The organism is Scandinavium lactucae (assembly GCF_033843265.1).
Taxonomy (GTDB): Bacteria; Pseudomonadota; Gammaproteobacteria; order Enterobacterales; family Enterobacteriaceae; genus Scandinavium; species Scandinavium lactucae.
The window spans coordinates 63,101-85,954 of sequence record NZ_JAWXRD010000028.1; the positions used below are offsets into that span (position 1 = coordinate 63,101).

Genomic DNA, 22,854 nt, shown 5'->3' on the forward strand with positions numbered 1-22,854 from the left:
TCTGCCCTCGCAATTAAGGGGGCAGCATGCTTAACATCGTTTTATTCGAACCAGAAATCCCACCCAATACCGGCAACATTATTCGCCTGTGCGCCAATACCGGTTTTCGTCTGCATATCATCGAACCGATGGGTTTTACCTGGGATGATAAACGTCTGCGTCGTGCCGGGCTGGATTATCACGAATTCACCGCCGTACAGCGTCATGCCGATTACGCGGCCTTTTTCGCGGCGGAACAACCGAAGCGTCTGTTTGCACTCACCACCAAAGGCACGCCTGCGCACAGCGCAGTGAGTTATCAAGCCGGTGACTATCTGATGTTTGGTCCGGAAACGCGCGGTCTGCCCGGCAGCATTCTTGATGCGTTGCCGCCTGAGCAAAAAATCCGTATTCCGATGATGCCGGACAGCCGCAGCATGAACCTGTCAAACGCGGTGTCGGTGGTGGTGTATGAAGCCTGGCGTCAGCTGGGATACGCTGGCGCGGTACTACGTAGCTAATTATTCCAAAATCGCCCGGAGACGCTGCGCTTACCGGGCCTATAGGTCAGATACCGTCGCCATATTCAAAGGTATGGTGTATCCCGTTGAAATGCTGATCCATATCCATTGACGGCTTATCGCTGTCAGGCTTGCCGACGATTCGCGCCGGTACGCCTGCGGCGGTGGTATGCGGCGGCACGGGCTGTAACACCACGGAACCCGCGCCAATTTTTGCCCCACGTCCCACTTCGATGTTGCCCAGAATTTTCGCCCCGGCACCAATCATCACCCCTTCACGAATTTTCGGATGGCGATCGCCGCTGGTTTTACCGGTCCCGCCGAGGGTGACCGATTGCAGAATAGAAACATCGTCTTCGATTACCGCCGTTTCACCCACCACAATGCCGGTGGCGTGATCGAGCATGATCCCACGGCCAATGGTTGCCGCCGGATGGATATCCACCTGGAAGGTCACCGACACCTGATTTTGCAGGAAAATCGCCAGCGCCCGACGCCCCTGATGCCACAGCCAGTGGCCGATGCGATAGGCTTGTAACGCGTGGAAACCTTTCAGGTACAGCAATGGCGTGGAGTATTTATCCACTGCCGGGTCACGGGTGCGCACGGCCTGGATGTCGCAGGCAGCAGAGGCAATCATTTCCGGGTCGGCTGCGTAGGCTTCTTCCACCACTTCACGGATAGCGATGGCAGGCATGATCGAGGAGGCGAGCTTATTGGCGAGCATGTAGCTCAGCGCGCTGCCGAGGTTTTCGTGCTTGAGGAGCGTGGCGTGGTAAAAACTGGCGAGCATAGGCTCACAGTCAGCCAGCGCGCGGGCTTCGGCTTTAATATTGTTCCAGACGATATCCAGTTCTTCACACGGCATTGCGAACTCCAGCAGATAGCGAATGACCGGTCAGTTCTGCGCTGACCGGGTCATTGAGGTGACTAGTTGTGGCTGCGCTCTTCCTTGCTGGCACGACCTAATAGGGTCAATGCTGCCTCGCGAGCATTCTTTCCGCAATACAATACCTGATAAATTTCCTCGGTTATTGGCATTTCGACACCAAATCGGTGAGCAAGTGCCCTGACCTCTTTGGTATTGCGGTAACCTTCAACCACCTGACCAATCACGTCCTGCGCGGTTTGCACATCTTTTCCTTCGCCGAGCATCATGCCAAAGCGACGGTTGCGCGACTGATTGTCGGTACAGGTCAACACCAGGTCGCCCAACCCCGCCATCCCCATGAAGGTTGACGGATCGGCACCGAGCGCAGTGCCAAGACGCGACATCTCAGCCAGCCCGCGGGTGATCAGCGCCGTACGCGCGTTCGCCCCGAAGCCCATGCCGTCGGACATGCCAGCACCAATCGCAATCACGTTTTTCACCGCGCCGCCCAGCTGGACGCCGATGAAATCCGGGTTGCTATAGACGCGGAAACTCTTGCCGCAGTGCAGCAGCTTTTGCAAATCGTCAGCAAACTTCGCATCGGTTGATGCCAGAGAAATGGCGGTCGGTAGACCTGCCGCTAACTCTTTGGCAAAGGTTGGGCCCGAAATCACCGCCAGCGGAATAGCGTCACCCAGGGCTTCACGTGCGACATCCTGTAACAGACGTCCGGTTTCAGCTTCCAGACCTTTGGTGGCCCAGACCAGACGCGCATCCTGACGCAGCAGCGGTTTTAACTGGCGCAGTACGTCACCAAACACATGGCTCGGAACCACCACCAGAATATCGCGGCTGGCGGCCAGCGCCGTGGCGAGGTCAGCTTCAAGGTGCAGCGTGTCAGGGAAAGGCACATCGGGAAGGAAGGCCGCGTTGCAGCGGTCTTGTTGCAGGACCGCGAGGTGTTTCGGGTCGTGTCCCCAAAGCACCACATCGTGGCCATTTCTTGCCAGGGTGATGGCAAGAGCGGTGCCGTAAGAGCCGGCACCGATCACAGTCATTGCAGCATTAAGTGCGTTCATCAGGCATCCTGATGTTGTTCGGCACCTTCGCCAGCCTGCTGTTGCAGATAGTTCATGAACAGCGCATCAAAGTTGACTGGCGCAAGGTTCAGTTGCGGGAACGTGCCGCGGGAGACCAGGCTGGTGATGCATTCGCGCGCATACGGGAACAGAATGTTCGGGCAGTATGCACCCAGGCAATGCGCCATCTGGTTGCCGTCGATACCTTCGATGGAGAAAATGCCACCCTGCTGAACTTCGCACAGGAACGCGGTTTCTTCGCCCAGAGATGCAGTAACGGTTACACGCAGTACGACTTCGTATACGCCTTCAGCCAGTTGGGATGAAGCCGTATCCAGATCAAGTTTAACCTCTGGCTGCCAGTCTTTCTGGAAAACATGCGGCGCATTTGGCGCTTCAAATGAAACGTCCTTGGTGTAAATGCGCTGAATCTGGAAAGTCATTTCTGGGTTGTTTTGTTCTGACATCTTTTTTTGTCCTTAAAAGGGATTATTTCAGCAGGGGATCAAGTCCACCACGCTCATCAAGTGCATACAAGTCGTCACAGCCGCCAATGTGCTGTGCATCAATAAAAATCTGCGGCACCGTGGTGCGGCCACTACGTTGAATCATCTCTTCACGTTTCATCGCGTCGCCATCGATTGGCAGCTCATGAAAAGTGACGCCTTTGCTGTTCAGCAGCGCTTTCGCGCGATGGCAGAACGGGCAGGTTGCTTTGGTATAGATCTCAATATTGGCCATGACGTTACCTCAGACTATTACTTTCCACGAACCAGCGGCAGGTTCTCACCGCTCCAGCCAGCAACGCCTTCTTTCAGAACGAATACGCGCTCAAAGCCCGCTTTGTTCAGCGCCGTGGCAGGATCTTGTGCCTGCATACCGGAACCATCTACTACGATGATGGGTTTATCTTTATGTTTTTCAAGTTCGCCAAGGTTGTTGGCTTTGATTTCAGTCGGCAGCAGGTTGATAGAACCGGCAATGTGACCTTTACGGAAATCATCACGCTGACGCAGATCGACCACCACTGCATCTTCTTTGTTGATAAGACGCGTCGCTTCACCGCGAGTGATCACTTTGATTTTAGAGGTCAGGCCTTTAAACGTCGTGAACAGTACGGCAGCCAGTAAGCCAACCCAGGCGATACTCAGTATGGGATGACGGCTAACAAATTGCATAATTTCTTGCATGGGGGGTGATAACTCCCGACTCAGTGATTAAAAAAACAGGAAAGGAGTATACCTGTGCAAGGTGGCAAATACAGCAAGCCGGACTCAAGCTAATCTAATTTCTGCGGGCTGTTTCGAGAAATTATGCCCAAAATTGATGAAACACATCCTCTGGCTCGCCTGTTCTTTGATCTTCCAGGGCAGATTTATCGATTCAGCTGTAGTAAAATTACGCAAATTTTTCATCTCGTGAGCATGAGGTTGTCGCAATGTCTGTTACTAAAAAACCAATGGTGCTGGTGATTCTGGATGGCTATGGCTATCGCGAAGACCAGCAGGATAACGCGATTTTCAACGCGAAAACGCCCGTTATGGATGCCCTGTGGGCCAAACGTCCGCATACGCTGATTGACGCTTCCGGCCTGGAAGTGGGTCTGCCAGACCGTCAAATGGGTAACTCCGAAGTCGGTCACGTCAACCTGGGCGCGGGCCGGATCGTGTATCAGGACCTGACCCGTCTGGATGTTGAAATTAAAGAACGTACTTTCTTTGAGAACAGCGTGCTGGCTGGTGCGGTAGATAAAGCCGTTGCCGCAGGCAAAGCGGTTCACATCATGGGTCTGCTGTCTGCCGGTGGCGTTCACAGCCACGAAGATCACATCATGGCGATGGTTGAGCTGGCCGCGGAACGTGGCGCAGAAAAAATCTACCTGCATGCCTTCCTCGATGGCCGCGATACCCCGCCGCGCAGCGCTAAATCTTCTCTTCAGCAGTTCGAGGAGAAATTTGCTGCGCTGGGTAAAGGCCGCGTAGCGTCCATTATTGGCCGTTACTTCGCAATGGACCGCGACAACCGTTGGGATCGCGTAGAACAAGCGTACGACCTGATGACCCTGGCGAAAGGCGAGTTCCAGTTTGATACCGCTGTTGAAGGTTTGGCAGCCGCTTACGCCCGTGATGAAAACGACGAATTCGTGAAAGCGACCGTTATCCGCGCTGAAGGCCAGGCCGATGCCGCGATGGAAGATGGCGATGCGCTGATCTTCATGAACTTCCGTGCTGACCGTGCGCGTGAAATCACCCGTGCGTTCGTGAATAAAGACTTCGACGGCTTCGCGCGTAAGAAAGTGGTTAATCTCGACTACATCATGCTGACCGAATACGCCGCAGACATTAAAGCCCCTTGCGCCTACCCACCTGCATCCCTCGCGAACACCTTCGGTGAGTGGATGGCGAAGAAGGACAAAACCCAGCTGCGTATCTCCGAAACAGAGAAATATGCGCACGTGACCTTCTTCTTCAACGGCGGCGTTGAAGAGCCGTTTGCCGGTGAAGAACGCATCCTCATCAATTCCCCGAAAGTAGCGACCTACGATCTGCAGCCAGAAATGAGCTCTGCAGAATTGACTGAAAAATTGGTCGGTGCAATCAAAGGCGGTCAATACGACACCATTATCTGTAACTACCCGAATGGTGACATGGTTGGCCACACCGGCGTGATGGAAGCGGCAGTGAAAGCGATTGAAGCGCTGGACAACTGCATTGCCGAAGTCACTGCCGCAGTAGAGTCCGTTGGTGGCCAGATGCTGATTACCGCTGACCACGGCAACGCCGAGCAGATGCGCGATCCGTCTACCGGCCAGGCGCACACCGCGCACACCAACCTGCCAGTGCCGCTGATTTACGTCGGCGACAAAGCGGTTAAAGCGGTCGATGGCGGTAAGCTTTCCGATATCGCCCCAACCATGCTGACGCTGATGGGCATGGAAATCCCGCAAGAGATGACTGGCAAGCCGCTGTTCATCGTGGAATAATCCCTCCCCATGAGGGGAAAGGCGATTGTTTCAAATACATGGATCGCGACGGCAGTCCGATCCGTTTGCTACGCCAGCGCACTCAGCGCTGGCGTATTGCTGTGCGCGGCATCCGCCCATGCGGACGATCGTGACCAGCTGAAATCAATTCAGGCCGATATCGCCAGCAAAGAAAAGGCGGTACGCCAGCAACAACAGCAGCGCTCTGCCCTGCTCGCCCAACTCAAAAAGCAGGAAGAAGCGATTTCCGCCGCCGCGCGCAAACTTCGCGAAACCCAAAATACGTTGGCTGACCTCAATAAGCAGGTTGATGCGATGAACGCGTCCATTGCCAAACTCGAGAAGCAGAAAGCCGCTCAGGAGCGCTCACTCGCGGCCCAGCTTGATGCCGCGTTTCGTCAGGGCGAGCACACCGGCATTCAGCTGATCCTCAGCGGGGAAGAGAGCCAGCGTGGCCAGCGTCTGCAGGCCTATTTCGGCTATCTGAACCAGGCCCGCCAGGAAACCATCGCCGATCTGAAACAGACCAGCGCCGAAGTGGCGACGCAAAAAGCCGAGCTGGAAGAGAAGCAGAGTCAACAGCAAACGCTGCTGTACGAACAGAAAGCGCAGCAGGCTAAGCTTGAGCAGGCGCGCAACGAACGTAAGAAAACGCTATCCGGGCTGGAGTCCTCGATTCAGGCCGGTCAGCAGCAGCTTTCCGAACTGCGGGCCAACGAATCCCGCATGCGCTCCCGTATTGCCCAGGCCGAAGCTGCCGCCCGCGCACGTGCCGAACGTGAGGCCCGTCAAGCGCAGGCCGTTCGCGATCGTCAACAGGATGCATCGCGCAAAGGCACCACCTACAAACCGTCCGAGAGCGAACGCTCACTGATGTCCCGCACCGGCGGCCTCGGCTCACCGCGTGGTCAGGCCTACTGGCCGGTTCGCGGCCCAACGCTGCATCGCTATGGCGAACAGTTGCAGGGTGAACTACGGTGGAAAGGGATGGTTATCGGTGCCTCCGAAGGCACCGAGGTGAAAGCCATCGCCGATGGCCGGGTTATCCTCGCCGACTGGCTGCAAGGTTACGGCCTGGTGGTGGTGGTTGAGCACGGTAAAGGCGACATGAGCCTGTATGGCTATAACCAAAGCGCGCTGGTCAGCGTCGGGACCCAGGTTCGCGCCGGTCAGCCGATTGCCCTTGTGGGCAGCAGTGGCGGTCAGGGCCGACCGTCACTCTACTTCGAAATTCGCCGCCAGGGTCAGGCGGTCAATCCACAGCCGTGGTTGGGAAGATAAGTTTTGCTTCAATTTCGCTCGCTAGCGTTGTCCGTCACCGCCGCCCTGGCGATGATTTCCCCGGCCCACGCCGGAAAACTCTCGATAGTCATTGATGATTTTGGCTACCGTCCTCATCAAGAAAACCAGGTCCTGGCTCTGCCCAACACCCTCTCCGTTGCCGTGCTGCCGAACGCGCCGCACGCCCGTGAAATGGCGACCAAAGCCCATAACAGCGGCCATGAAGTGCTTATCCATCTGCCGATGGCACCACTCAGTAAACAGCCGCTGGAAAAAGACACCCTGCGCCCGGAAATGAGCAGCGATGAGATAGACCGCATTATTCGTGATGCGGTCAACAAAGTGCCGTATGCCGTGGGTCTGAACAACCACATGGGCAGCGCCATGACCTCAAGCCTGTTTGGGATGCAGAAGGTGATGCAGACGCTCAGCCACTACAATTTCTATTTCCTCGACAGCATGACGATTGGCAATAGCCAGTCAATGCGGGCTGCGGCGGGCACGAATGTGAAGGTGATTAAGCGCCGGGTATTCCTCGATGATACGCAAAACGAAGCGGATATCCGGGTGCAGTTTAATCGCGCTATCCAACTGGCGAGACGTAACGGCTCAGCGATTGCCATCGGCCATCCGCATCCTTCGACGGTGCGCGTATTGCAGCAGATGGTCTACAACCTGCCGCCGGATATCACCCTGGTGCGCCCAAGCAGCCTGCTCAACGAACCGCAGGTCGATAACTCAACGCCAAATAACGCCGCACCTGTTCAGCCAACTGCCCCACGCAATCCGTTCCACGGCGTGAAGCTGTGTAAACCTAAGCAGCCGCAGCAGCCGGTGTACGCCAGCCGCTTCTTTAGCGTGTTGAGTGACAGCATTACGCACAGCACGCTGGTACAGTACATGCAGCTGCAATGGCAGGGTTGGGATAAGCCTTAATTTTAGCCGCCAGGCAAAAACGATCACTCAATGACTTGAGAGTCCGAATGTTCTTTAGCAACGGACTCTTTTTTTTCCGGGTGCTGATACCAGGCTTTGAAGTATTTCAGAAAGCTGTATGAGGTGGCGTATAAGCCCGTCACGACGCCCACTTTCCCGTATCGCCACGCCCCGCTGAAAAGATACCATTTGAAGAATGCCCCGATCGCGCTAATCACTCCGCGGGCAATCGACGGTCGAATCTTCTGATATTTAACCAGTCGGGTGGTGTAACTATTGAGCTTATTGAATACTTCATGGAGCGAGTAAAACGTATCGTGGCGTACACGGCCAGGCATGATAGCCGTCATCACATTGCCCTCAACCTTGTCGTCGACTGGCCGATTATTGAATTGTGCCTGTGTGCGATTAAATAGCCGTACCGGGAAATCGGGGGAGGACACCGGGTAAATTGTGCGGACTTCTTCGCCCAGCACATGCCAGTAACGCGCAATACGCCAGGCGTAGTGTGCATCGGGTTCTTCGCCCGCTTTAAGCGCCAGAATAAACTCCACGGTTTCAGCATCCAGAATTTCGTCACTGTCCATGCAGAGTACCCAGTCATGGCTAGCTAATTGCGTAGCATGCTGCATTTGCGCGCCGTGCATGGTGTAAGGATGATGATGGGGCGTAATACCATACTCCTGGCAAATAGTTAACGTCGCATCCGTACTGCCGGAATCCACAACAATAAACTCATCCGCCACTGCCACCAGAGGAGGCAGAACTTCGTGCAACAGACGTGCAGAGTTAAAGGTTAATAAGCAAACAGTGAGTTTGAACATAGACGCTATAAAGTTAAATGGAACCTCAACAAACTTTATAAACGTATGGGCAAAAAAGCGAAGAATTCCTGGTGGAAATCCGATTTTGAACTAAATAACGTGAAACTGGCACAAAAAAAGCGCCCGAAGGCGCTTTGTCTGATTAATCCCAGCTCAGGATAACTTTTCCTGATTGACCTGAACGCATGGCGTCAAAGCCCTTCTGGAAGTCGTCGATGCCGAAACGGTGAGTGATAATCGGGGAGAGATCCAGGCCTGACTGGATAAGCGCCGCCATCTTGTACCAGGTTTCGAACATCTCACGGCCATAAATGCCTTTGATGAACAACCCTTTAAAGATGACTTTGGTCCAGTCGATAGACATATCTGATGGCGGAATACCCAGCATCGCGATACGCCCCCCGTGATTCATGGTGTCGAGCATGGTGCGGAACGCCGGTGGTGCGCCGGACATTTCCAGGCCCACGTCAAACCCTTCGGTCATGCCCAGTTCGGCCATCACATCGGTCAGGCTCTCTTTGGACACGTTCACCGCGCGGGTAACACCCATTTTACGCGCCAGATCCAGACGGTATTCATTCACGTCAGTGATGACTACGTTGCGCGCGCCGACATGTTTCGCCACCGCCGCCGCCATGATGCCGATTGGGCCTGCGCCGGACACCAGCACGTCTTCACCCACCAGATCAAAAGAGAGCGCCGTATGAACCGCGTTGCCGAATGGGTCGAAGATAGAAGCCAGATCGTCAGAGATGTTGTCCGGGATTTTGAACGCGTTAAATGCCGGAAGAACCAGATACTCGGCGAAACAGCCAGGGCGGTTGACGCCCACCCCGGTGGTGTTACGGCACAGATGGGTGCGGCCTGCACGACAGTTACGGCAATGCCCGCAGGTGATGTGGCCTTCACCGGAAACGCGGTCGCCGATTTTAAAGCCCTTCACTTCCTGGCCGATGCCAACCACTTCGCCGACATACTCATGGCCAACGACCATCGGCACCGGAATGGTTTTTTGTGACCATTCGTCCCAGTTGTAGATGTGTACGTCGGTACCACAGATAGCGGTTTTGCGAATTTTGATCAGCAGATCGTTATGTCCGACTTCCGGTGCCGGAACATCGTTCATCCAGATGCCTTCTTCAGCCTTCAGTTTCGATAATGCTTTCATCTCACATCCTCAGGCAATCACGCCCAGTTGCTTACCGATGCGGGTAAACGCGTCCACCGCACGTTCAATTTGCTCAGGGGTATGCGCCGCAGACATCTGGGTGCGGATACGCGCCTGACCTTTTGGCACCACCGGGTAGAAGAAACCGGTGACGTAAATCCCTTCTTTTTGCAGCTCGCGGGCAAAATCCTGCGCGACGGACGCTTCACCTAACATCACCGGAATGATGGCATGATCGGCCCCTGCCAGAGTAAAGCCTGCGGCAGACATTTTCTCGCGGAACAGGCGGGCATTGGCCCACAGACGGTCACGCAGCTCAGCGCCGGACGCCACCATTTCCATCACTTTGATTGAGGCAGAAACGATAGCCGGGGCCAGAGAGTTGGAGAACAGGTACGGACGGGAGCGCTGACGCAGCCATTCAACGACTTCTTTACGCGCCGCGGTGTAACCGCCGGATGCGCCGCCGAGCGCTTTACCCAGCGTGCCGGTAATGATGTCTACGCGACCCATTACCTCGCAATATTCGTGGGAGCCTCGACCGTTTTCACCGACAAAACCGACCGCATGGGAGTCATCCACCATCACCAGCGCATCGTACTTGTCGGCCAGGTCACACACGCCTTTTAGGTTGGCAATCACGCCGTCCATCGAGAATACGCCGTCGGTGGCGATCAGCACGTGGCGCGCCCCGGCTTCGCGGGCCTCTTTCAAACGAGCTTCCAGTTCTTGCATATCGTTGTTGGCATAGCGGAAACGCTTGGCTTTGCACAGACGCACCCCGTCAATGATCGAGGCGTGGTTCAGGGCATCGGAAATAATCGCATCTTCCGCACCGAGCAGGGTCTCGAACAGGCCGCCGTTGGCGTCGAAACAGGAGGAGTACAGGATGGCATCTTCCATACCGAGGAAATCGGCCAGTTTCTTTTCCAGCACTTTGTGGCTGTCCTGGGTTCCGCAGATAAAACGGACGGAGGCCATGCCGAATCCGTGGCTGTCCATGCCTGCTTTCGCCGCCGCGATCAGTTCTGGGTGGTTCGCCAGCCCCAGATAGTTATTGGCGCAGAAGTTGATGACATGGCTGCCATCACCGACGGTAATATCCGCCTGCTGGGCAGAGGTAATGATGCGTTCTTCTTTGAACAACCCTTCCGCGCGAGCGGTTTCCAGGTCGCTGGTTAACTGTTTGTAAAAATCACCACGCATTGCAACTCTCCAGATTCGGCAAAATTTGGCACATATTACCCAAAGCTCTACGCTGATACGAGATGACACAGCACCCGTTACCCGTTTTTGCAGCATAAATCACGTGTACCCCTGCGGGTTGTCGGTGAATGTGAAGACTCCGCACAGTGGTGGTATGATAAGAACCATTAGCGTCCGGGATAGTCCCGGTCATCCACATTTCAAAGGTTATCGTTATGATCATCGTTACCGGCGGCGCAGGCTTCATCGGCAGCAACATTGTTAAAGCCCTGAATGATAAAGGCATCACTGACATTCTGGTGGTGGACAACCTGAAAGATGGCACCAAATTCGTCAACCTGGTGGACCTCAACATCGCTGACTATATGGATAAAGAAGATTTCTTGATCCAAATTATGGCTGGCGAAGAGATGGGCGAGATCGAAGCGGTGTTCCATGAAGGCGCGTGCTCGTCTACCACTGAGTGGGACGGCAAGTACATGATGGATAATAACTATCAGTACTCCAAAGAGCTGCTGCACTACTGCCTGGAGCGTGAAATTCCATTCCTGTATGCCTCGTCTGCAGCCACCTACGGCGGCCGTACCTCCGACTTTATCGAATCCCGCGAGTACGAAAAGCCGCTGAATGTGTACGGCTACTCCAAGTTCCTGTTCGATGAATACGTGCGTCAGATCCTGCCGGAAGTCGATTCCCCGGTGGTGGGCTTCCGTTACTTCAACGTCTACGGCCCGCGCGAAGGCCATAAAGGCAGCATGGCGAGCGTGGCCTTCCACCTCAACACCCAGCTCAACAATGGCGAAAGTCCGAAACTGTTTGAAGGCAGCGACAGCTTTAAGCGTGACTTCGTGTACGTAGGCGATGTGGCCGCCGTAAATCTGTGGTTCTGGGAAAATGGCGTCTCCGGTATCTTCAACCTTGGAACCGGTCGGGCGGAATCCTTCCAGGCTGTCGCCGATGCCACGCTGGCGTACCACAAAAAAGGCAGCATCGAATACATTCCGTTCCCGGAAAAACTGAAAGGCCGCTACCAGGCATTCACTCAGGCCGATCTGACCAACCTGCGTGCGGCAGGCTACGATAAGCCATTTAAAACCGTGGCCGAAGGCGTAACGGAATATATGCACTGGCTGAACCGCGACAGCGATACACATTCACAAAATCATTGAAGCAGTATCAAGGCGGCAACTGAGTGACCCCCAGGAACAGAGGATAACTACGTGACTGGGGTGAACACAGGCAGCCCACGCAGAGACAGCTTGAAGGATGAAGTGAATGAAAATATTGGTGGTTGGCCCGTCATGGGTGGGCGACATGATGATGTCGCAAAGCCTCTTTCGCACGCTCAAGGCGCGCTATCCGCAGGCGATCATTGATGTGATGGCACCCGCGTGGTGCCGTCCGCTTTTATCGCGCATGCCAGAAGTGAATGAAGCGATCCCTATGCCGCTGGGGCACGGCGCGCTGGAAATTGGCGAGCGTCGTCGGTTGGGGCACAGTCTGCGTGAAAAACGCTACGACCGCGCGTATGTCCTGCCGAACTCATTCAAATCAGCCCTGGTGCCGTTCTTTGCAGGTATTTCGCAACGTACCGGCTGGCGCGGTGAAATGCGCTACGGTTTACTGAATGATGCTCGGGTGCTGGATAAAGCCGCCTGGCCGCTGATGGTCGAGCGCTATGTGGCACTGGCCTATGACAAAGGCGTGATGCGCTCGGCGAAAGATTTACCGCAGCCGCTGCTGTGGCCGCAGCTTCAGGTGAACGAAGGCGAAAAATCGCAGACCTGTACCGCATTCAACCTCTCGACGGAACGCCAGATAATTGGTTTTTGCCCCGGGGCCGAATTTGGCCCAGCAAAACGCTGGCCACATTACCATTACGCCGAACTGGCTAAACAGCTGATCGACGAAGGATATCAGGTGGTGCTGTTCGGCTCCGCTAAAGACCACGATGCCGGGAATGAGATCCTCGCCGCGCTCAGTCAGGAACAGCAGGCCTGGTGCCGCAATCTGGCGGGTGAAACCCAGCTTGAACAAGCGGTCGTTCTGCTCGCGAGCTGTAAAGCCGTCGTCACCAACGACTCGGGGCTGATGCACGTTGCGGCGGCGCTGAACCGCCCGCTGGTTGCGCTTTACGGCCCAAGCAGCCCGGACTTCACTCCGCCGCTGTCGAACAAAGCGAAGGTGATTCGACTGATTACCGGCTACCACAAAGTCCGCAAAGGCGATGGCGACGCCGGTTATCACCAGAGCCTGATCGATATTACGCCAGCGCGCGTGCTCGAAGAGCTGAACTCGCTGTTGCTGGCCGAGGACGTATAACGAATGCGCGTGCTGATCGTTAAAACCTCCTCAATGGGCGATGTGCTCCACACCTTGCCCGCCCTGACCGATGCCACTCAAGCGATCCCAGGGATCCGCTTTGACTGGGTGGTGGAAGAAGGTTTCGCACAAATTCCCGGCTGGCATGCGGCGGTGGATAGCGTCATTCCGGTGGCGATTCGCCGCTGGCGCAAAGCCTGGTTCTCTGCCCCGGTAAAAGCCGAACGTCGCGCGTTTCGCCAACGCGTGCAGGCGGAACACTATGACGCCATCATTGATGCCCAGGGGCTGGTGAAAAGTGCGGCACTGGTGACGCGTCTGGTGCACGGCACAAAGCACGGCATGGACTGGCAAAGCGCCCGCGAACCGCTGGCCAGCCTGTTCTACACGCGTCGTCATCACATCGAAAAGCAGCAGCACGCCGTCGAACGCACCCGGGAATTGTTTGCCAAAAGCCTCGGTTATCCAAAGCCGCAGACCCAGGGCGATTATGCGATTGCACAGCATTTTCTGACCCCCGGCGACACGGCCGCTGCACCTTATCTGGTCTTCTTGCACGCCACGACGCGTGACGAAAAACACTGGCCAGAGTCGCACTGGCGTGAACTGATTGCCCTCCTGGCACAAAGCGGGCTACAGATAAAATTGCTGTGGGGCGCACCGCATGAAGAAGCGCGCGCAAACCGTCTGGCACAAGGGAATGTTAACGTAGAGGTTCTGCCTCGCATGAGCCTTGAAAAGGTCGCGCATGTGCTGGCGGGTGCTCGGGCAGTGGTGTCCGTTGACACCGGACTGAGCCACTTAACGGCCGCGTTAGATCGCCCGAATATCACGCTATACGGCCCTACCGATCCCGGTCTTATCGGTGGCTACGGAAAAAACCAAACCATTTGCCGCCCTGAGGGTTCAACCCAATTGAGCCAGCTCAGCGCGTCCACCGTTTTTGAGCAATTAATGCCCATCCTGGATGCAGAGAGTCATCATGCCTGATTTTTTCTCACCGAATCGTCCGCCAAAGCGGGTTCTGGTCATTAAGCTTCGCCATCACGGCGATGTACTCCTGACGTCCCCGGTCTTTACCGTGCTGAAGAAAAACTGGCCAGGCGTTGAGGTTGATGCCCTCGTTTATGATGATACGCAGGCGATGCTGACCAGCCATCCGTCGATAAATCAGGTACATACTATTGGTCGCAACTGGCGCAAGCAGGGTTTCATCAAACAACTGACGCTGTACCGGGCCTTGCTCAACACGCTGAAAGCCCGTGATTACGATGTGTTAATCAATCTGACCGAGCACTGGCACGGCGCGCGACTGGCCCGTCGCCTCAAGCCTCGCGTGTCCGTCGGCTTCAAGCCGGACAAACGCAGCGGCCTTGCACGTCGTCGTTGGGTGAAATCCTTTACCACCCTTTACCCTGCGATTCAGGATAACTCTCGCCATATGGTGGAGGTGAATCTGGATGCGCTGCGTCATATCGGGATTCATCCGCAGACCGCCGAAGATAAGCACACGCTATTTGTGCCCGGTGAAGAGGCGGAAGCCTCGATTGCGCAGAAACTGGCAGATTTTGGCGTTACCGCCAACTCGTACGTGCTGGTGCACCCGACGTCCCGCTGGATGTTCAAAGCCTGGACGCTGGATAAACTCGCCGCCACTATCGATACCCTTTCCGCACGCGGCCTGCCAATTATTCTCTCTGCGGCTCCGTCCAAAGAAGAAAGTGAGTATATGGATGGCCTGCGGGCACTGCTCACCCAGCCGTATCACGATTTAAGCGGCCAACTGAACCTGAAAGAATTAGGCGCTTTGATGAAGCACGCCCGGCTCTATTTTGGCGTGGATTCGATGCCGATGCATCTGGCGAGCGCCGTCGGCACCCCAACGGTCGCAATCTTTGGCCCAACTGGGGCGATTAAATGGTCGCCGTGGGGCGTGCAATATCGGGTGATCACCGCCGGATTTACCTGTCAGCCCTGCGGGAAAGCAGGCTGTGGCGATAGCCATGTTTCCGATTGCATTACTGCCATCACGCCTCAGCAGGTGTTGAGCGCTATCGATACGCTGCTGTTGGAAAACCCGGCATGAAGCTCGCTATCGTCAGACAAACCTACAATCCCAACGGCGGCGCGGAGCGATTCGTCTCCCGCGCCCTGAATGTGCTGGCCCGCGATACCGAGATTGATGTCACGCTGATTGCGCGTAAATGGGAAAATGCGGCGGGCTGGAATACGTTGACCCTCGATCCGCCGTTTCGCAATCGCCAGGCGCGGGAAGAAGGTTTTGCTGCCGCCGCCGCGGCACATTTCAACGATTTTGATCTCGTCCAGAGCCATGAACGTATCCCCGGAGCCTCTATTTTCCGTGCGGGTGACGGCGTTCACGCCGCATGGCTTGAGCAATACAACCGCATTCAGTCGCCGCTGTCGCGCTGGGCACAGTCGTTTAGCCGTTACCACCGCTACATTCTGAACGCAGAGCAGCAGATGTTTACGCATCCTAATCTGCGCAATGTTATCTGCAATTCACGGATGGTGCGGGACGATATCGCCCGTCGCTTCGGGCTCAGCGCCGACAAGCTGACCGTGATTTATAACGGGGTCGATACGCAACATTTTCATCCGGACGTGCGTCAGTTATCGCTTCGCGCGCAGCTTGGCATTCCTGACACGGCATCGGTGCTGGCCTACGTCGGCTCCGGGTTTGCGCGTAAAGGCGTTGCCACCGCGCTCAAGGCCATTCAGCCTTATCAGGACGTCTGGCTGTTAGTCGCCGGGCGCGATAAACATGCGGCAAAATTTGCGAAATTGGCCCATAAGTTGGGCGTCGCGGCTCGGGTCAAATTCCTCGGCCCGGTGACTGATGTACGTGAAGTTTATGGCAGTGCGAATGCCCTGATTCTGCCCACGCTCTATGATCCGTTCCCCAATGTGTGTGTGGAGGCCCTTGCCTGCGGTTTACCGCTGCTGACCAGCCACGGCTGCGGGGCCGCAGAGTGGATAACCGAAGGGGAAAATGGCTGGGTCCGCGATGCGTTGGATGTGGCAGGCTACCAGCAGGCGATCGAGGCGTGGCTTGAAGGGCAGCGTCGTGGGGTTGATTATGCGGCAGCCGCACGCGCCACCGCAGAACCCTATACGCTCGATAACATGGCCCGTCAGCTACAGACCCTTTATCGCGAGTTGCTGAGCTGAGCGGCGTCGCTGAAGACTTTCTCCATCGCCGTCAACATACACTCCCGGGTGAAATGCGAATTCAGGTATTCATTGCCCTGGCTGGCGAGTTGGCGGCGCAACGCTTCATCGTGATACAGCGTGAGGATCGCCTCACGTAAGGCATCAACATCCCGCTGGCCAATTAATAACCCTGTTTGCCGGTCGATAATCGCATCCGCCGTGCCACCGGCATCAGTGGCGATGGTCGCCACGGCGGACGCCAGTGATTGCAGCACGCCCTGCGGCACGCCTTCCATATCGTGTGATGGGCTAATCGCCACATCGAACGCCGGGAACCAGCGTTCAGGATCGGCCCGATGACCCGCTAACACCACGCGCGTTAACAGATTTTGCTGGATAACTTCACTTTCCAGCGCCTCACGGTGCGGCCCATCGCCGACAATGGCGAGCTTGATTTCAGGAATATCGATTTGTGCCAGCGCGTTGATCAATACGCTGTGGCCTTTATTCGGCCGTAAATGTGACACCACGCCGAGCCAGAAATCGCCCTGACGCAGATCGCAGTGATTGCGCGCGGCCTCTTTATCACCCGGATGAAAACGCGATGTGTCTACACCGCTGGGAACTGAAGTGGTGTTTTCCAGCGGAACGCCTAATGCAACCATCTGCAAACGCAGCGCTTCTCCGGTGGAGACAATATGTTTGCAGGCTTTGCGAAACAGCCAGCGCGTGGTCCAGTTGTTACGTGGCACACCCGAGGCGTGGCGCGTGCGCACCAGCGGAACCGGACGGGATAAAAACAGATTCGCCAGCGCCACCAGCCAGGTATCGGCGGAGTTATGGCTGTTAATGACGTCGATGCTATCGCGATTGTCACGCAACCAGCGGCGCAGTTGCAGCAAATTGCCGACATTCTTCCGTCGCAGCGGCATGGTCACCACATTGAGCCCTGCCGATTGCGCCAGCTGATGCAGCGGCGCAGTTTCAGGGCAGAGGATGGTCACCTGGTGCCCGCGTTGTATCATGCCCAGAGATTCATTGATGATACGCAGCGGCTGGCCGCCTTTTCCGCCATCGGCTTCGGTGTGGACAATGTGCATACTTTTCCTGTTCATAACCTAATTTCAAACTAATCCGCGTAGTATATACGTTGCTCTGATGTAATACATAAAAGACCCCAGGGTTACAAATGAGAGAGATTATTCCTGCTTACAAACATTGCCCTTCTGTAGGAGGGGTATCTGTGGTAATTTTCTCCGGTTTTTTAAATGGCACTGCGTAAACCCAGTGGAAATCACACAGCGTCCAAATCTTGCCAGTAAAGATGCCGAAGTCCGAAACCAGCCAAAAAACTATGACAAATACTCGAAATATCCTGACAGGGGCGATCATCCTGTCTGTATTGGCTTTATGTTTTATCTGGCCAATCCCAAATGATCAGCTGCCATTTCATCGTAATGGATTGATTTACCCCATTATTGTTGTTTCTTTTGGCCTGTTTTTTAGCTCCGTAACAGCAAAGCAAAGTCTGAATCTAAGCAAAGTTAAATTCGTGCTCATCGCACTGTGGATATTGACCTTTTTCATTCTGATTAACGGCTTTTTTGTCGCCCCCGATATCAAAGAGATGGTGTCAACCTGGGATGGACAATGGCTGCGTCCGGTGTTGCTCTTTTGCGCCGGGCTGGTGTTATTACCGGTTATCCAGACCCATTTCTCCTCGCTGACAGCTGCTCGCCTGTTTACACTCGTTATCCTCTTCTTCTGGGGAGTCGTACTAATACACCTGCTGGATACCGCTTATCTCTACTGGCGTGATGGCATTATCCATTGGGGCGAGACGCGTATTGTTTTCAACCGCACGCGGATGAGCTTCCAGGTGAACATGATTACCGGCTTTATCCTTGCGGAACTACTGGCGCGCGGATTGCTGCATCAACGTTTCCTGCGCCTTAGCACTCCGGTACTGTCGTTGATGCTGCTCTGTAATCTGGTGTGTACCGGCCTGGTGGATACCCGGTGGGGAACCATCGGTCTGGTAGGCAGCCTGTTCTCGACTTTTATCTTGTTAAGTCTCCACAGCATGCGCCGCAGCCGCGTGGTGCTGACCGGCGGTATTCTGCTGGCAATTGTTCTCGCCTCTGTGGCGCTGGGCTATGCATCCTGGAAAACGGACCCGCGCTGGCAAAATCTTGAAAGTGATGCGGTGGCGGGATGGAATGCACCCTTTTCCAGCTTCTGCTACAACAGAACAAATGGAACCAGGCCATTAAACGATCTCGGTGTGCCAATGAACCATTCCAACGGCTGTCGCGCCAGCTTCTTCCACCAGGGCTGGAAACTGGTGGGTGAGCATCCTGCCGGGATGGGGCCTCGCAAAGAGGCATTCCGCTACGTACTGCGCCGGGATACCCAGGATAAACGCATTAATATCCCGCACAGCCATTATGGTCTGATTGAATTTGGTATTCAGAATGGCATTGCCGGGATCGCCGGATGGCTGATTCTCTTAGCGGGATGCTGGTATATTGGCTGGAAAGAGTTCCGTCACGGCAACACCATGGTTGGGATGTTCCTGTTATTGTTCACCATTGGCTTCTTCTCCCGAACTATGGTCGACCATAACCTGAAAGATCACTACCTGGAGCAGTACATGTTCCTGACCGGATTGCTGATCGGCATGTGTGCCCTCCGAACGCCGCAAGCCACAGATAAACCTGCCTGATTGCGTATTGACCGCGTCCAGTCGCGATAAGCCTGGCGCGGTCGAATCCTACAGAACTCTTTAGCCTGACGGCTGTCGAATTGCCATCGCACGATACAGTTAGACTTTGATAACCACGTCACCGCGTTATACAACGGAGAAAGCATGTCTGGTACGCCGCAATTAAGCCTCGTTGTCGCCGTTTACAATGGCGAGAAATTTCTGAGTGCTTTCTTTGACAGCATCAAAAAACAGAATCTCGACAATCTGGAACTCATTATCGTTAATGATGGTTCCAGCGATGGTTCGGCAGAAATTATCAGCCGCTATGCCGCAGAATTTAGCGATTTTAAGGTGATTGATCAGGCTAACGGTGGCGTCTCGGCGGCACGCAACACCGGGCTTGCCGTGGCAAAAGGGGAATATGTTGCCTTTCCGGATATCGATGATGTTATCTATCCCGGAATGTACCCCCGCCTGCTGGAAATTGCCTTTGCCGGTCACTTGGATGTCGCGACCTGTAACGGGACCTACATTTATGACGATGGCCGTCCATCGAAAAAGATCTTCCCCTCCGATAAGCTCTCTTCAACAGATGTGCTGGATGGCCCGACCTGGCTACAAAAGGCGCTGGAATCCCGCAAGTTCCTGCATGTCACCTGGCTGAATATCTATCGACATGCCTTTATCAAAGAGCAGGGATTTACCTTCGAGCATGGCCTGCGCCATCAGGATATTCCCTGGACAACCGAAGTGCTCTTGACCGCGAAACGCGTACAGTATGTGGATGAGGTATTTTACGATTATCTGATTCACTCCGCCTCGGTTTCCCATACGCCAGGCACTGACGATACGCGGATGCGCTCATCTCGCCATTATATGAAGATTCTTGAGATGCTGGATGCCATCAATAAGCGCCATCCAGAACAGGTCAAGCGCGTACCGGCCTGCCAGTGGCAGATTGCGAAAGAAGGCCTTGGGATCCTGCACAGCATCAACAACATTGAAGACATGGCGAAAAAGCGCGAGATAACGCGCGAGCTTTTCGACAGAGGCATCTGGTCAATGATCTGGCAGAATGCTCGTGGTTTTCGCCAGCGGTGGCGTCTGGGACGTCGCTACTTCCGACTTAAAAAAATTCTCGGCTAACGGACATTATGAGCAAACTTAAACTCCACGCGGTTTCCCGCGCTGATTTTATCGCTAAAAACTATGCAGATTTTCAGACCCTGCTCGATAACCGTGTAAACCCGGACGCTATCCCGGAACGCTTTTATTGCGGCGGACGCGGCGGATGGACATTCCAGACGACGTTGGCATTGAAACACTACTATGGTGATGAGATTGAATGTTCGTTCGGTTCAGAGTGCCGTTCTGACGCCATTAATCTGATGCACAACGACGACTTCGGATCGCGCGTAAAACCCTGGCGCGGCGTTACCGTCGTCGCACGAGCCGATCGCCCACCAGTTATCGGGGCGGATGTAGTCGTAGATCAAAACCCGGAAGTCGATGGCCACAGCAATCGTATTTTCGTTCCTTACTGGCCACAGCCGGGGGTAAAACCTCGCCAGCGTACCGATGAGACCATCAAAACGGTCGCCTTCTTTGGCCGCGTAGACAGTTTCCCGGAAGCGTATCGCGAAGGTACTTTTAAACAGCGTCTCGCCGAGCAAGGCATCGAACTGCGTATCTCGTTTGATAACTGGACCCACTACCAGGACGTGGATGTCTGCATCAGTTTTCGCAAATCCCACGACCACAAACTGGCCCGTAAGCCTGCCAGCAAGCTTATCAATAACTGGCTGGGCAAAACGGTGATGGTTTGTGATGATGAACCATCGTACCGGGCGATTCGCGAAAGCGAACTGGATTACCTGATTGCAAAAACCCCGGATGAGGCGTTTGAGGCGATCATGAAACTGAAAAACTCCCCTGAGCTGTACCGCCAAATGCGAGAACAGGGCGACAAACGTCTGCAGGTCTATTCCCGAGAAGCCGTTGCGGCGCGGTGGTTAAGCCTCTTTGAAGATATCTGGCGTAAAGGATTGCATAACCGCCCTACACTGGTTCGCGCATTACGCTTTGGTTTTGGTAAAGCGATTCGTCCGCTAACTAAAAAATTCTGAGTCAGATTGAGTCCATTCATGTTTAAAACATCTGCACAATCATCACTCACCCTCCGTCGTAATATCATACGCACGGTGGGGTTAACGCTGGCCTTCCTGGTGCTCTTTTCGCTGTCTGAAGCGATCATTTTGCTGAAGGACCACGTTTATCAGCCTAAAGCAGGCGATATTTCACTGTATCTGATTATTTCGCTGCTAGCGGCCGTCAGTGCACGCTTTCTGCTGACACGTTGTCTGCTGGCGGTCACGTTCATCGTGCAGATATCCGAAGCTATCTATTATCAGTTCTACGGCCAGTTCTACGGCCCGAGCGAAGTATGGCTGGCGTTTGTCGAAACCAAAGATATTGCCAGCGGCATCACCGACAGCCTGGGCTCTCTGGGTGTCTATTTTGCCATTATGGTTGTGGCCGTGGTATTTGCGCTGGTCTTTACCCGCCGCCTGGCACCGCAATGGAATAAATGGCTCGCGATCCCGTGCCTGCTGGCGATCGTCGTGATGTTTGTCGGCCAGTTCTACAAAGCCGTTAATGGTCAGATGTATAAATTTAACCCTGACCTGCGCCACTCGCTGCTGCGTAATGGCTTGTCAGCCATGAGCTTTAGCGCTATACGCCTCATTCCAGAAGCGATGTCCGGTGAAAACCAAAGTCTGACTCATTACGAACCGTACAACGTCACGCCTGTTGAAGGCACACATGCAGGGAAATACTCGATCATACTGGCGATTGGTGAGAGTCTGAACCCGCATCACGTTAGCGCCCTGGGTTACGAACGTGACACAACACCTGAACTTAAAGCGCTGATGCAGCAGTATCACGGAACAGGTCGCCTGATTGTCTCTAACGCGGTATCAACGCGCGTGGCAATCCCGATGCTGGTGAACAATTTGCGCGAGCCGGACAACTACGGGGCGTATAAGTCGAAAGCGACCAACATCTTCGCTAACGCCAAAAAACAAGGCTATCAGACCGCATTCATCTCTGCACAAGGGCTGGAAGGTCTGAGTAACTGGATTGGTATCCACAACATCGACCTGTGGGAAGACACGCAAATCCGCCCGGCCCCAGAAGTCGGTGCGGACGTAGTGCTGACACCTTCCGTTGATAAAGCCACGCTCGACTGGAACAAACCGTTCCTGATGGTGTTGAATAGCCGTGCCCCGCATATCCCTTACGAACGGAATATTCCGCAGGGATTCGCGAAATTCTCAACGCCACGTCTGAGCGATGATGTCGCGCAGAAGAAAAATGAATACGATGATGCGGTTCGTCTGTATGACAAAGAGCTGGCATCGGCTATTCGCACCGCTATGGCCAAGTCAAAACTGCCGGTGTTGGTGTTTATCACCTCCGATCACGGTGAGCGCGTGGGCGACGGGGGTCTGTTCGGTCACTCCATTGTCGAAATGCCGATTGCCCAGGTCCCGTTTATCTACTTCAGTAACGACCCGACTTATTCAATGAGCGCCATCGATCCACAGGTGCCGTTGAACCACTACCAGGTCGCTACGCTGATAAACAAAATGTTGGGCTACTCGGTGAGCAACCCGAACCAGAAAGATGACAGCTACTTCATTACCGGCGGTGATATCCGTGGCCTGTCGGAACGCGTGACCTATCATCTCAACGCGCTCCCCGAAGCAGAACGCTAATCCAGTACACGACAAACGGGCAAG

At 54.8% G+C, this 22,854-nt stretch carries 22 protein-coding genes; 13 read left to right on the top strand and 9 right to left on the bottom strand.

Translation table 11 applies throughout. The features are described 5' to 3' along the window. Nucleotides 1–26: 26 nt before the first annotated feature. The gene (trmL, locus tag SIK69_RS09760) at nt 27–500 is read left to right on the top strand and encodes a tRNA (uridine(34)/cytosine(34)/5-carboxymethylaminomethyluridine(34)-2'-O)-methyltransferase TrmL (protein WP_319627202.1); all 474 of its coding nucleotides are present in this window, start codon (nt 27–29) and stop codon (nt 498–500) included. 46 nt (nt 501–546) lie between these two features. On the opposite strand, the gene cysE is transcribed toward trmL, so the two are convergent. The 5 genes from cysE to SIK69_RS09785 all read right to left on the bottom strand — a co-directional run bounded on the left by cysE (nt 547) and on the right by SIK69_RS09785 (nt 3,640). Next, the gene (gene cysE, locus SIK69_RS09765) at nt 547–1,368 is read right to left on the bottom strand and encodes a serine O-acetyltransferase (protein ID WP_319627203.1); all 822 of its coding nucleotides are present in this window, start codon (nt 1,366–1,368) and stop codon (nt 547–549) included. Between the two features lie 62 nt (nt 1,369–1,430). Beyond that, on the bottom strand, nt 1,431–2,450 hold the full coding sequence (gene gpsA / locus SIK69_RS09770) for an NAD(P)H-dependent glycerol-3-phosphate dehydrogenase (RefSeq protein WP_319786003.1): 1,020 nt from the start codon (nt 2,448–2,450) through the stop codon (nt 1,431–1,433). Further along, nucleotides 2,450–2,917, bottom strand: a complete 468-nt coding sequence (gene secB / locus SIK69_RS09775; protein ID WP_319627205.1) for a protein-export chaperone SecB — start codon at nt 2,915–2,917, stop codon at nt 2,450–2,452. The genes gpsA and secB overlap by 1 nt, the downstream gene beginning before the upstream one ends. A gap of 22 nt (nt 2,918–2,939) precedes the next feature. Beyond that, the gene (grxC, locus tag SIK69_RS09780) at nt 2,940–3,191 is read right to left on the bottom strand and encodes a glutaredoxin 3 (RefSeq protein ID WP_319627206.1); all 252 of its coding nucleotides are present in this window, start codon (nt 3,189–3,191) and stop codon (nt 2,940–2,942) included. 17 nt (nt 3,192–3,208) lie between these two features. Further along, on the bottom strand, nt 3,209–3,640 hold the full coding sequence (locus SIK69_RS09785) for a rhodanese-like domain-containing protein (RefSeq protein ID WP_319786004.1): 432 nt from the start codon (nt 3,638–3,640) through the stop codon (nt 3,209–3,211). A gap of 248 nt (nt 3,641–3,888) precedes the next feature. Between SIK69_RS09785 and gpmM the strand changes: the two genes are divergently transcribed. Genes gpmM through SIK69_RS09800 form a run of 3 tightly spaced genes read left to right on the top strand, consistent with a single transcriptional unit; the run spans nt 3,889 to nt 7,650 of the window. Continuing rightward, nucleotides 3,889–5,433, top strand: a complete 1,545-nt coding sequence (gene gpmM, locus SIK69_RS09790; RefSeq protein ID WP_319786005.1) for a 2,3-bisphosphoglycerate-independent phosphoglycerate mutase — start codon at nt 3,889–3,891, stop codon at nt 5,431–5,433. Between the two features lie 9 nt (nt 5,434–5,442). Beyond that, the gene (envC, locus tag SIK69_RS09795; RefSeq protein WP_319786006.1) at nt 5,443–6,714 is read left to right on the top strand and encodes a murein hydrolase activator EnvC; all 1,272 of its coding nucleotides are present in this window, start codon (nt 5,443–5,445) and stop codon (nt 6,712–6,714) included. 3 nt (nt 6,715–6,717) lie between these two features. Continuing rightward, nucleotides 6,718–7,650 (top strand): divergent polysaccharide deacetylase family protein, encoded by a 933-nt coding sequence (locus SIK69_RS09800; RefSeq protein ID WP_319627210.1) that lies wholly within the window; start codon nt 6,718–6,720, stop codon nt 7,648–7,650. A 23-nt stretch (nt 7,651–7,673) separates the two neighbouring features. Here SIK69_RS09800 and SIK69_RS09805 read toward each other — a convergent pair whose 3' ends face one another. The 3 genes from SIK69_RS09805 to kbl all read right to left on the bottom strand — a co-directional run bounded on the left by SIK69_RS09805 (nt 7,674) and on the right by kbl (nt 10,848). Continuing rightward, entirely contained in the window at nt 7,674–8,474 is an 801-nt protein-coding gene (locus SIK69_RS09805; RefSeq protein WP_319627211.1) for a glycosyltransferase family 2 protein, read from the bottom strand. 142 nt (nt 8,475–8,616) lie between these two features. Beyond that, nucleotides 8,617–9,642 (bottom strand): L-threonine 3-dehydrogenase, encoded by a 1,026-nt coding sequence (tdh, locus tag SIK69_RS09810; protein WP_319627212.1) that lies wholly within the window; start codon nt 9,640–9,642, stop codon nt 8,617–8,619. 9 nt (nt 9,643–9,651) lie between these two features. Further along, entirely contained in the window at nt 9,652–10,848 is a 1,197-nt protein-coding gene (kbl, locus tag SIK69_RS09815) for a glycine C-acetyltransferase (RefSeq protein WP_319786007.1), read from the bottom strand. 215 nt (nt 10,849–11,063) lie between these two features. Between kbl and rfaD the strand changes: the two genes are divergently transcribed. The 5 genes from rfaD to SIK69_RS09840 all read left to right on the top strand — a co-directional run bounded on the left by rfaD (nt 11,064) and on the right by SIK69_RS09840 (nt 16,362). Continuing rightward, nucleotides 11,064–12,017: an ADP-glyceromanno-heptose 6-epimerase gene (rfaD, locus tag SIK69_RS09820; protein ID WP_319627214.1), complete on the top strand. Its 954-nt coding sequence runs from the start codon at nt 11,064–11,066 to the stop codon at nt 12,015–12,017. Between the two features lie 106 nt (nt 12,018–12,123). Then, nucleotides 12,124–13,170, top strand: a complete 1,047-nt coding sequence (rfaF, locus tag SIK69_RS09825) for an ADP-heptose--LPS heptosyltransferase RfaF (RefSeq protein ID WP_319786008.1) — start codon at nt 12,124–12,126, stop codon at nt 13,168–13,170. A gap of 3 nt (nt 13,171–13,173) precedes the next feature. Continuing rightward, nucleotides 13,174–14,160 (top strand): lipopolysaccharide heptosyltransferase RfaC, encoded by a 987-nt coding sequence (rfaC, locus tag SIK69_RS09830; RefSeq protein ID WP_319786009.1) that lies wholly within the window; start codon nt 13,174–13,176, stop codon nt 14,158–14,160. Then, a complete protein-coding gene (gene rfaQ / locus SIK69_RS09835) occupies nt 14,153–15,256 on the top strand; it encodes a putative lipopolysaccharide heptosyltransferase III (protein ID WP_319627217.1) in 1,104 nt (367 codons plus the stop codon). The genes rfaC and rfaQ overlap by 8 nt, the downstream gene beginning before the upstream one ends. Next, entirely contained in the window at nt 15,253–16,362 is a 1,110-nt protein-coding gene (locus SIK69_RS09840) for a glycosyltransferase family 4 protein (protein ID WP_319786010.1), read from the top strand. Before rfaQ ends, SIK69_RS09840 begins: the two co-directional genes overlap by 4 nt. Here SIK69_RS09840 and SIK69_RS09845 read toward each other — a convergent pair. After that, nucleotides 16,341–17,444: a glycosyltransferase family 4 protein gene (locus SIK69_RS09845; RefSeq protein WP_319627219.1), complete on the bottom strand. Its 1,104-nt coding sequence runs from the start codon at nt 17,442–17,444 to the stop codon at nt 16,341–16,343. The two genes, SIK69_RS09840 and SIK69_RS09845, sit on opposite strands and share 22 nt — an antisense overlap. A gap of 254 nt (nt 17,445–17,698) precedes the next feature. Here SIK69_RS09845 and SIK69_RS09850 point away from each other — a divergent pair, with 254 nt between their 5' ends. From SIK69_RS09850 to SIK69_RS09865, 4 genes are all read left to right on the top strand, one after another. Beyond that, the gene (locus SIK69_RS09850; protein ID WP_319786011.1) at nt 17,699–19,069 is read left to right on the top strand and encodes an O-antigen ligase family protein; all 1,371 of its coding nucleotides are present in this window, start codon (nt 17,699–17,701) and stop codon (nt 19,067–19,069) included. 144 nt (nt 19,070–19,213) lie between these two features. Beyond that, the gene (locus SIK69_RS09855; protein ID WP_319627221.1) at nt 19,214–20,197 is read left to right on the top strand and encodes a glycosyltransferase; all 984 of its coding nucleotides are present in this window, start codon (nt 19,214–19,216) and stop codon (nt 20,195–20,197) included. Between the two features lie 8 nt (nt 20,198–20,205). Then, entirely contained in the window at nt 20,206–21,177 is a 972-nt protein-coding gene (locus SIK69_RS09860) for a glycosyltransferase (RefSeq protein ID WP_319627222.1), read from the top strand. An 18-nt stretch (nt 21,178–21,195) separates the two neighbouring features. Next, a complete protein-coding gene (locus SIK69_RS09865) occupies nt 21,196–22,830 on the top strand; it encodes a sulfatase-like hydrolase/transferase (RefSeq protein WP_319627223.1) in 1,635 nt (544 codons plus the stop codon). Nucleotides 22,831–22,854 lie beyond the last annotated feature (24 nt).

Coding starts and splice junctions, on each gene's coding strand:
- trmL (WP_319627202.1), top strand. CDS start 27: ATGCTTAACATCGTTTTATTCGAACCAGAAATCCCACCCAATACCGGC.
- cysE (WP_319627203.1), bottom strand. CDS start 1,368: ATGCCGTGTGAAGAACTGGATATCGTCTGGAACAATATTAAAGCCGAA.
- gpsA (WP_319786003.1), bottom strand. CDS start 2,450: ATGAACGCACTTAATGCTGCAATGACTGTGATCGGTGCCGGCTCTTAC.
- secB (WP_319627205.1), bottom strand. CDS start 2,917: ATGTCAGAACAAAACAACCCAGAAATGACTTTCCAGATTCAGCGCATT.
- grxC (WP_319627206.1), bottom strand. CDS start 3,191: ATGGCCAATATTGAGATCTATACCAAAGCAACCTGCCCGTTCTGCCAT.
- SIK69_RS09785 (WP_319786004.1), bottom strand. CDS start 3,640: ATGCAAGAAATTATGCAATTTGTTAGCCGTCATCCCATACTGAGTATC.
- gpmM (WP_319786005.1), top strand. CDS start 3,889: ATGTCTGTTACTAAAAAACCAATGGTGCTGGTGATTCTGGATGGCTAT.
- envC (WP_319786006.1), top strand. CDS start 5,443: ATGAGGGGAAAGGCGATTGTTTCAAATACATGGATCGCGACGGCAGTC.
- SIK69_RS09805 (WP_319627211.1), bottom strand. CDS start 8,474: ATGTTCAAACTCACTGTTTGCTTATTAACCTTTAACTCTGCACGTCTG.
- tdh (WP_319627212.1), bottom strand. CDS start 9,642: ATGAAAGCATTATCGAAACTGAAGGCTGAAGAAGGCATCTGGATGAAC.
- kbl (WP_319786007.1), bottom strand. CDS start 10,848: ATGCGTGGTGATTTTTACAAACAGTTAACCAGCGACCTGGAAACCGCT.
- rfaD (WP_319627214.1), top strand. CDS start 11,064: ATGATCATCGTTACCGGCGGCGCAGGCTTCATCGGCAGCAACATTGTT.
- rfaF (WP_319786008.1), top strand. CDS start 12,124: ATGAAAATATTGGTGGTTGGCCCGTCATGGGTGGGCGACATGATGATG.
- rfaC (WP_319786009.1), top strand. CDS start 13,174: ATGCGCGTGCTGATCGTTAAAACCTCCTCAATGGGCGATGTGCTCCAC.
- rfaQ (WP_319627217.1), top strand. CDS start 14,153: ATGCCTGATTTTTTCTCACCGAATCGTCCGCCAAAGCGGGTTCTGGTC.
- SIK69_RS09840 (WP_319786010.1), top strand. CDS start 15,253: ATGAAGCTCGCTATCGTCAGACAAACCTACAATCCCAACGGCGGCGCG.
- SIK69_RS09845 (WP_319627219.1), bottom strand. CDS start 17,444: ATGCACATTGTCCACACCGAAGCCGATGGCGGAAAAGGCGGCCAGCCG.
- SIK69_RS09850 (WP_319786011.1), top strand. CDS start 17,699: ATGACAAATACTCGAAATATCCTGACAGGGGCGATCATCCTGTCTGTA.
- SIK69_RS09855 (WP_319627221.1), top strand. CDS start 19,214: ATGTCTGGTACGCCGCAATTAAGCCTCGTTGTCGCCGTTTACAATGGC.
- SIK69_RS09860 (WP_319627222.1), top strand. CDS start 20,206: ATGAGCAAACTTAAACTCCACGCGGTTTCCCGCGCTGATTTTATCGCT.
- SIK69_RS09865 (WP_319627223.1), top strand. CDS start 21,196: ATGTTTAAAACATCTGCACAATCATCACTCACCCTCCGTCGTAATATC.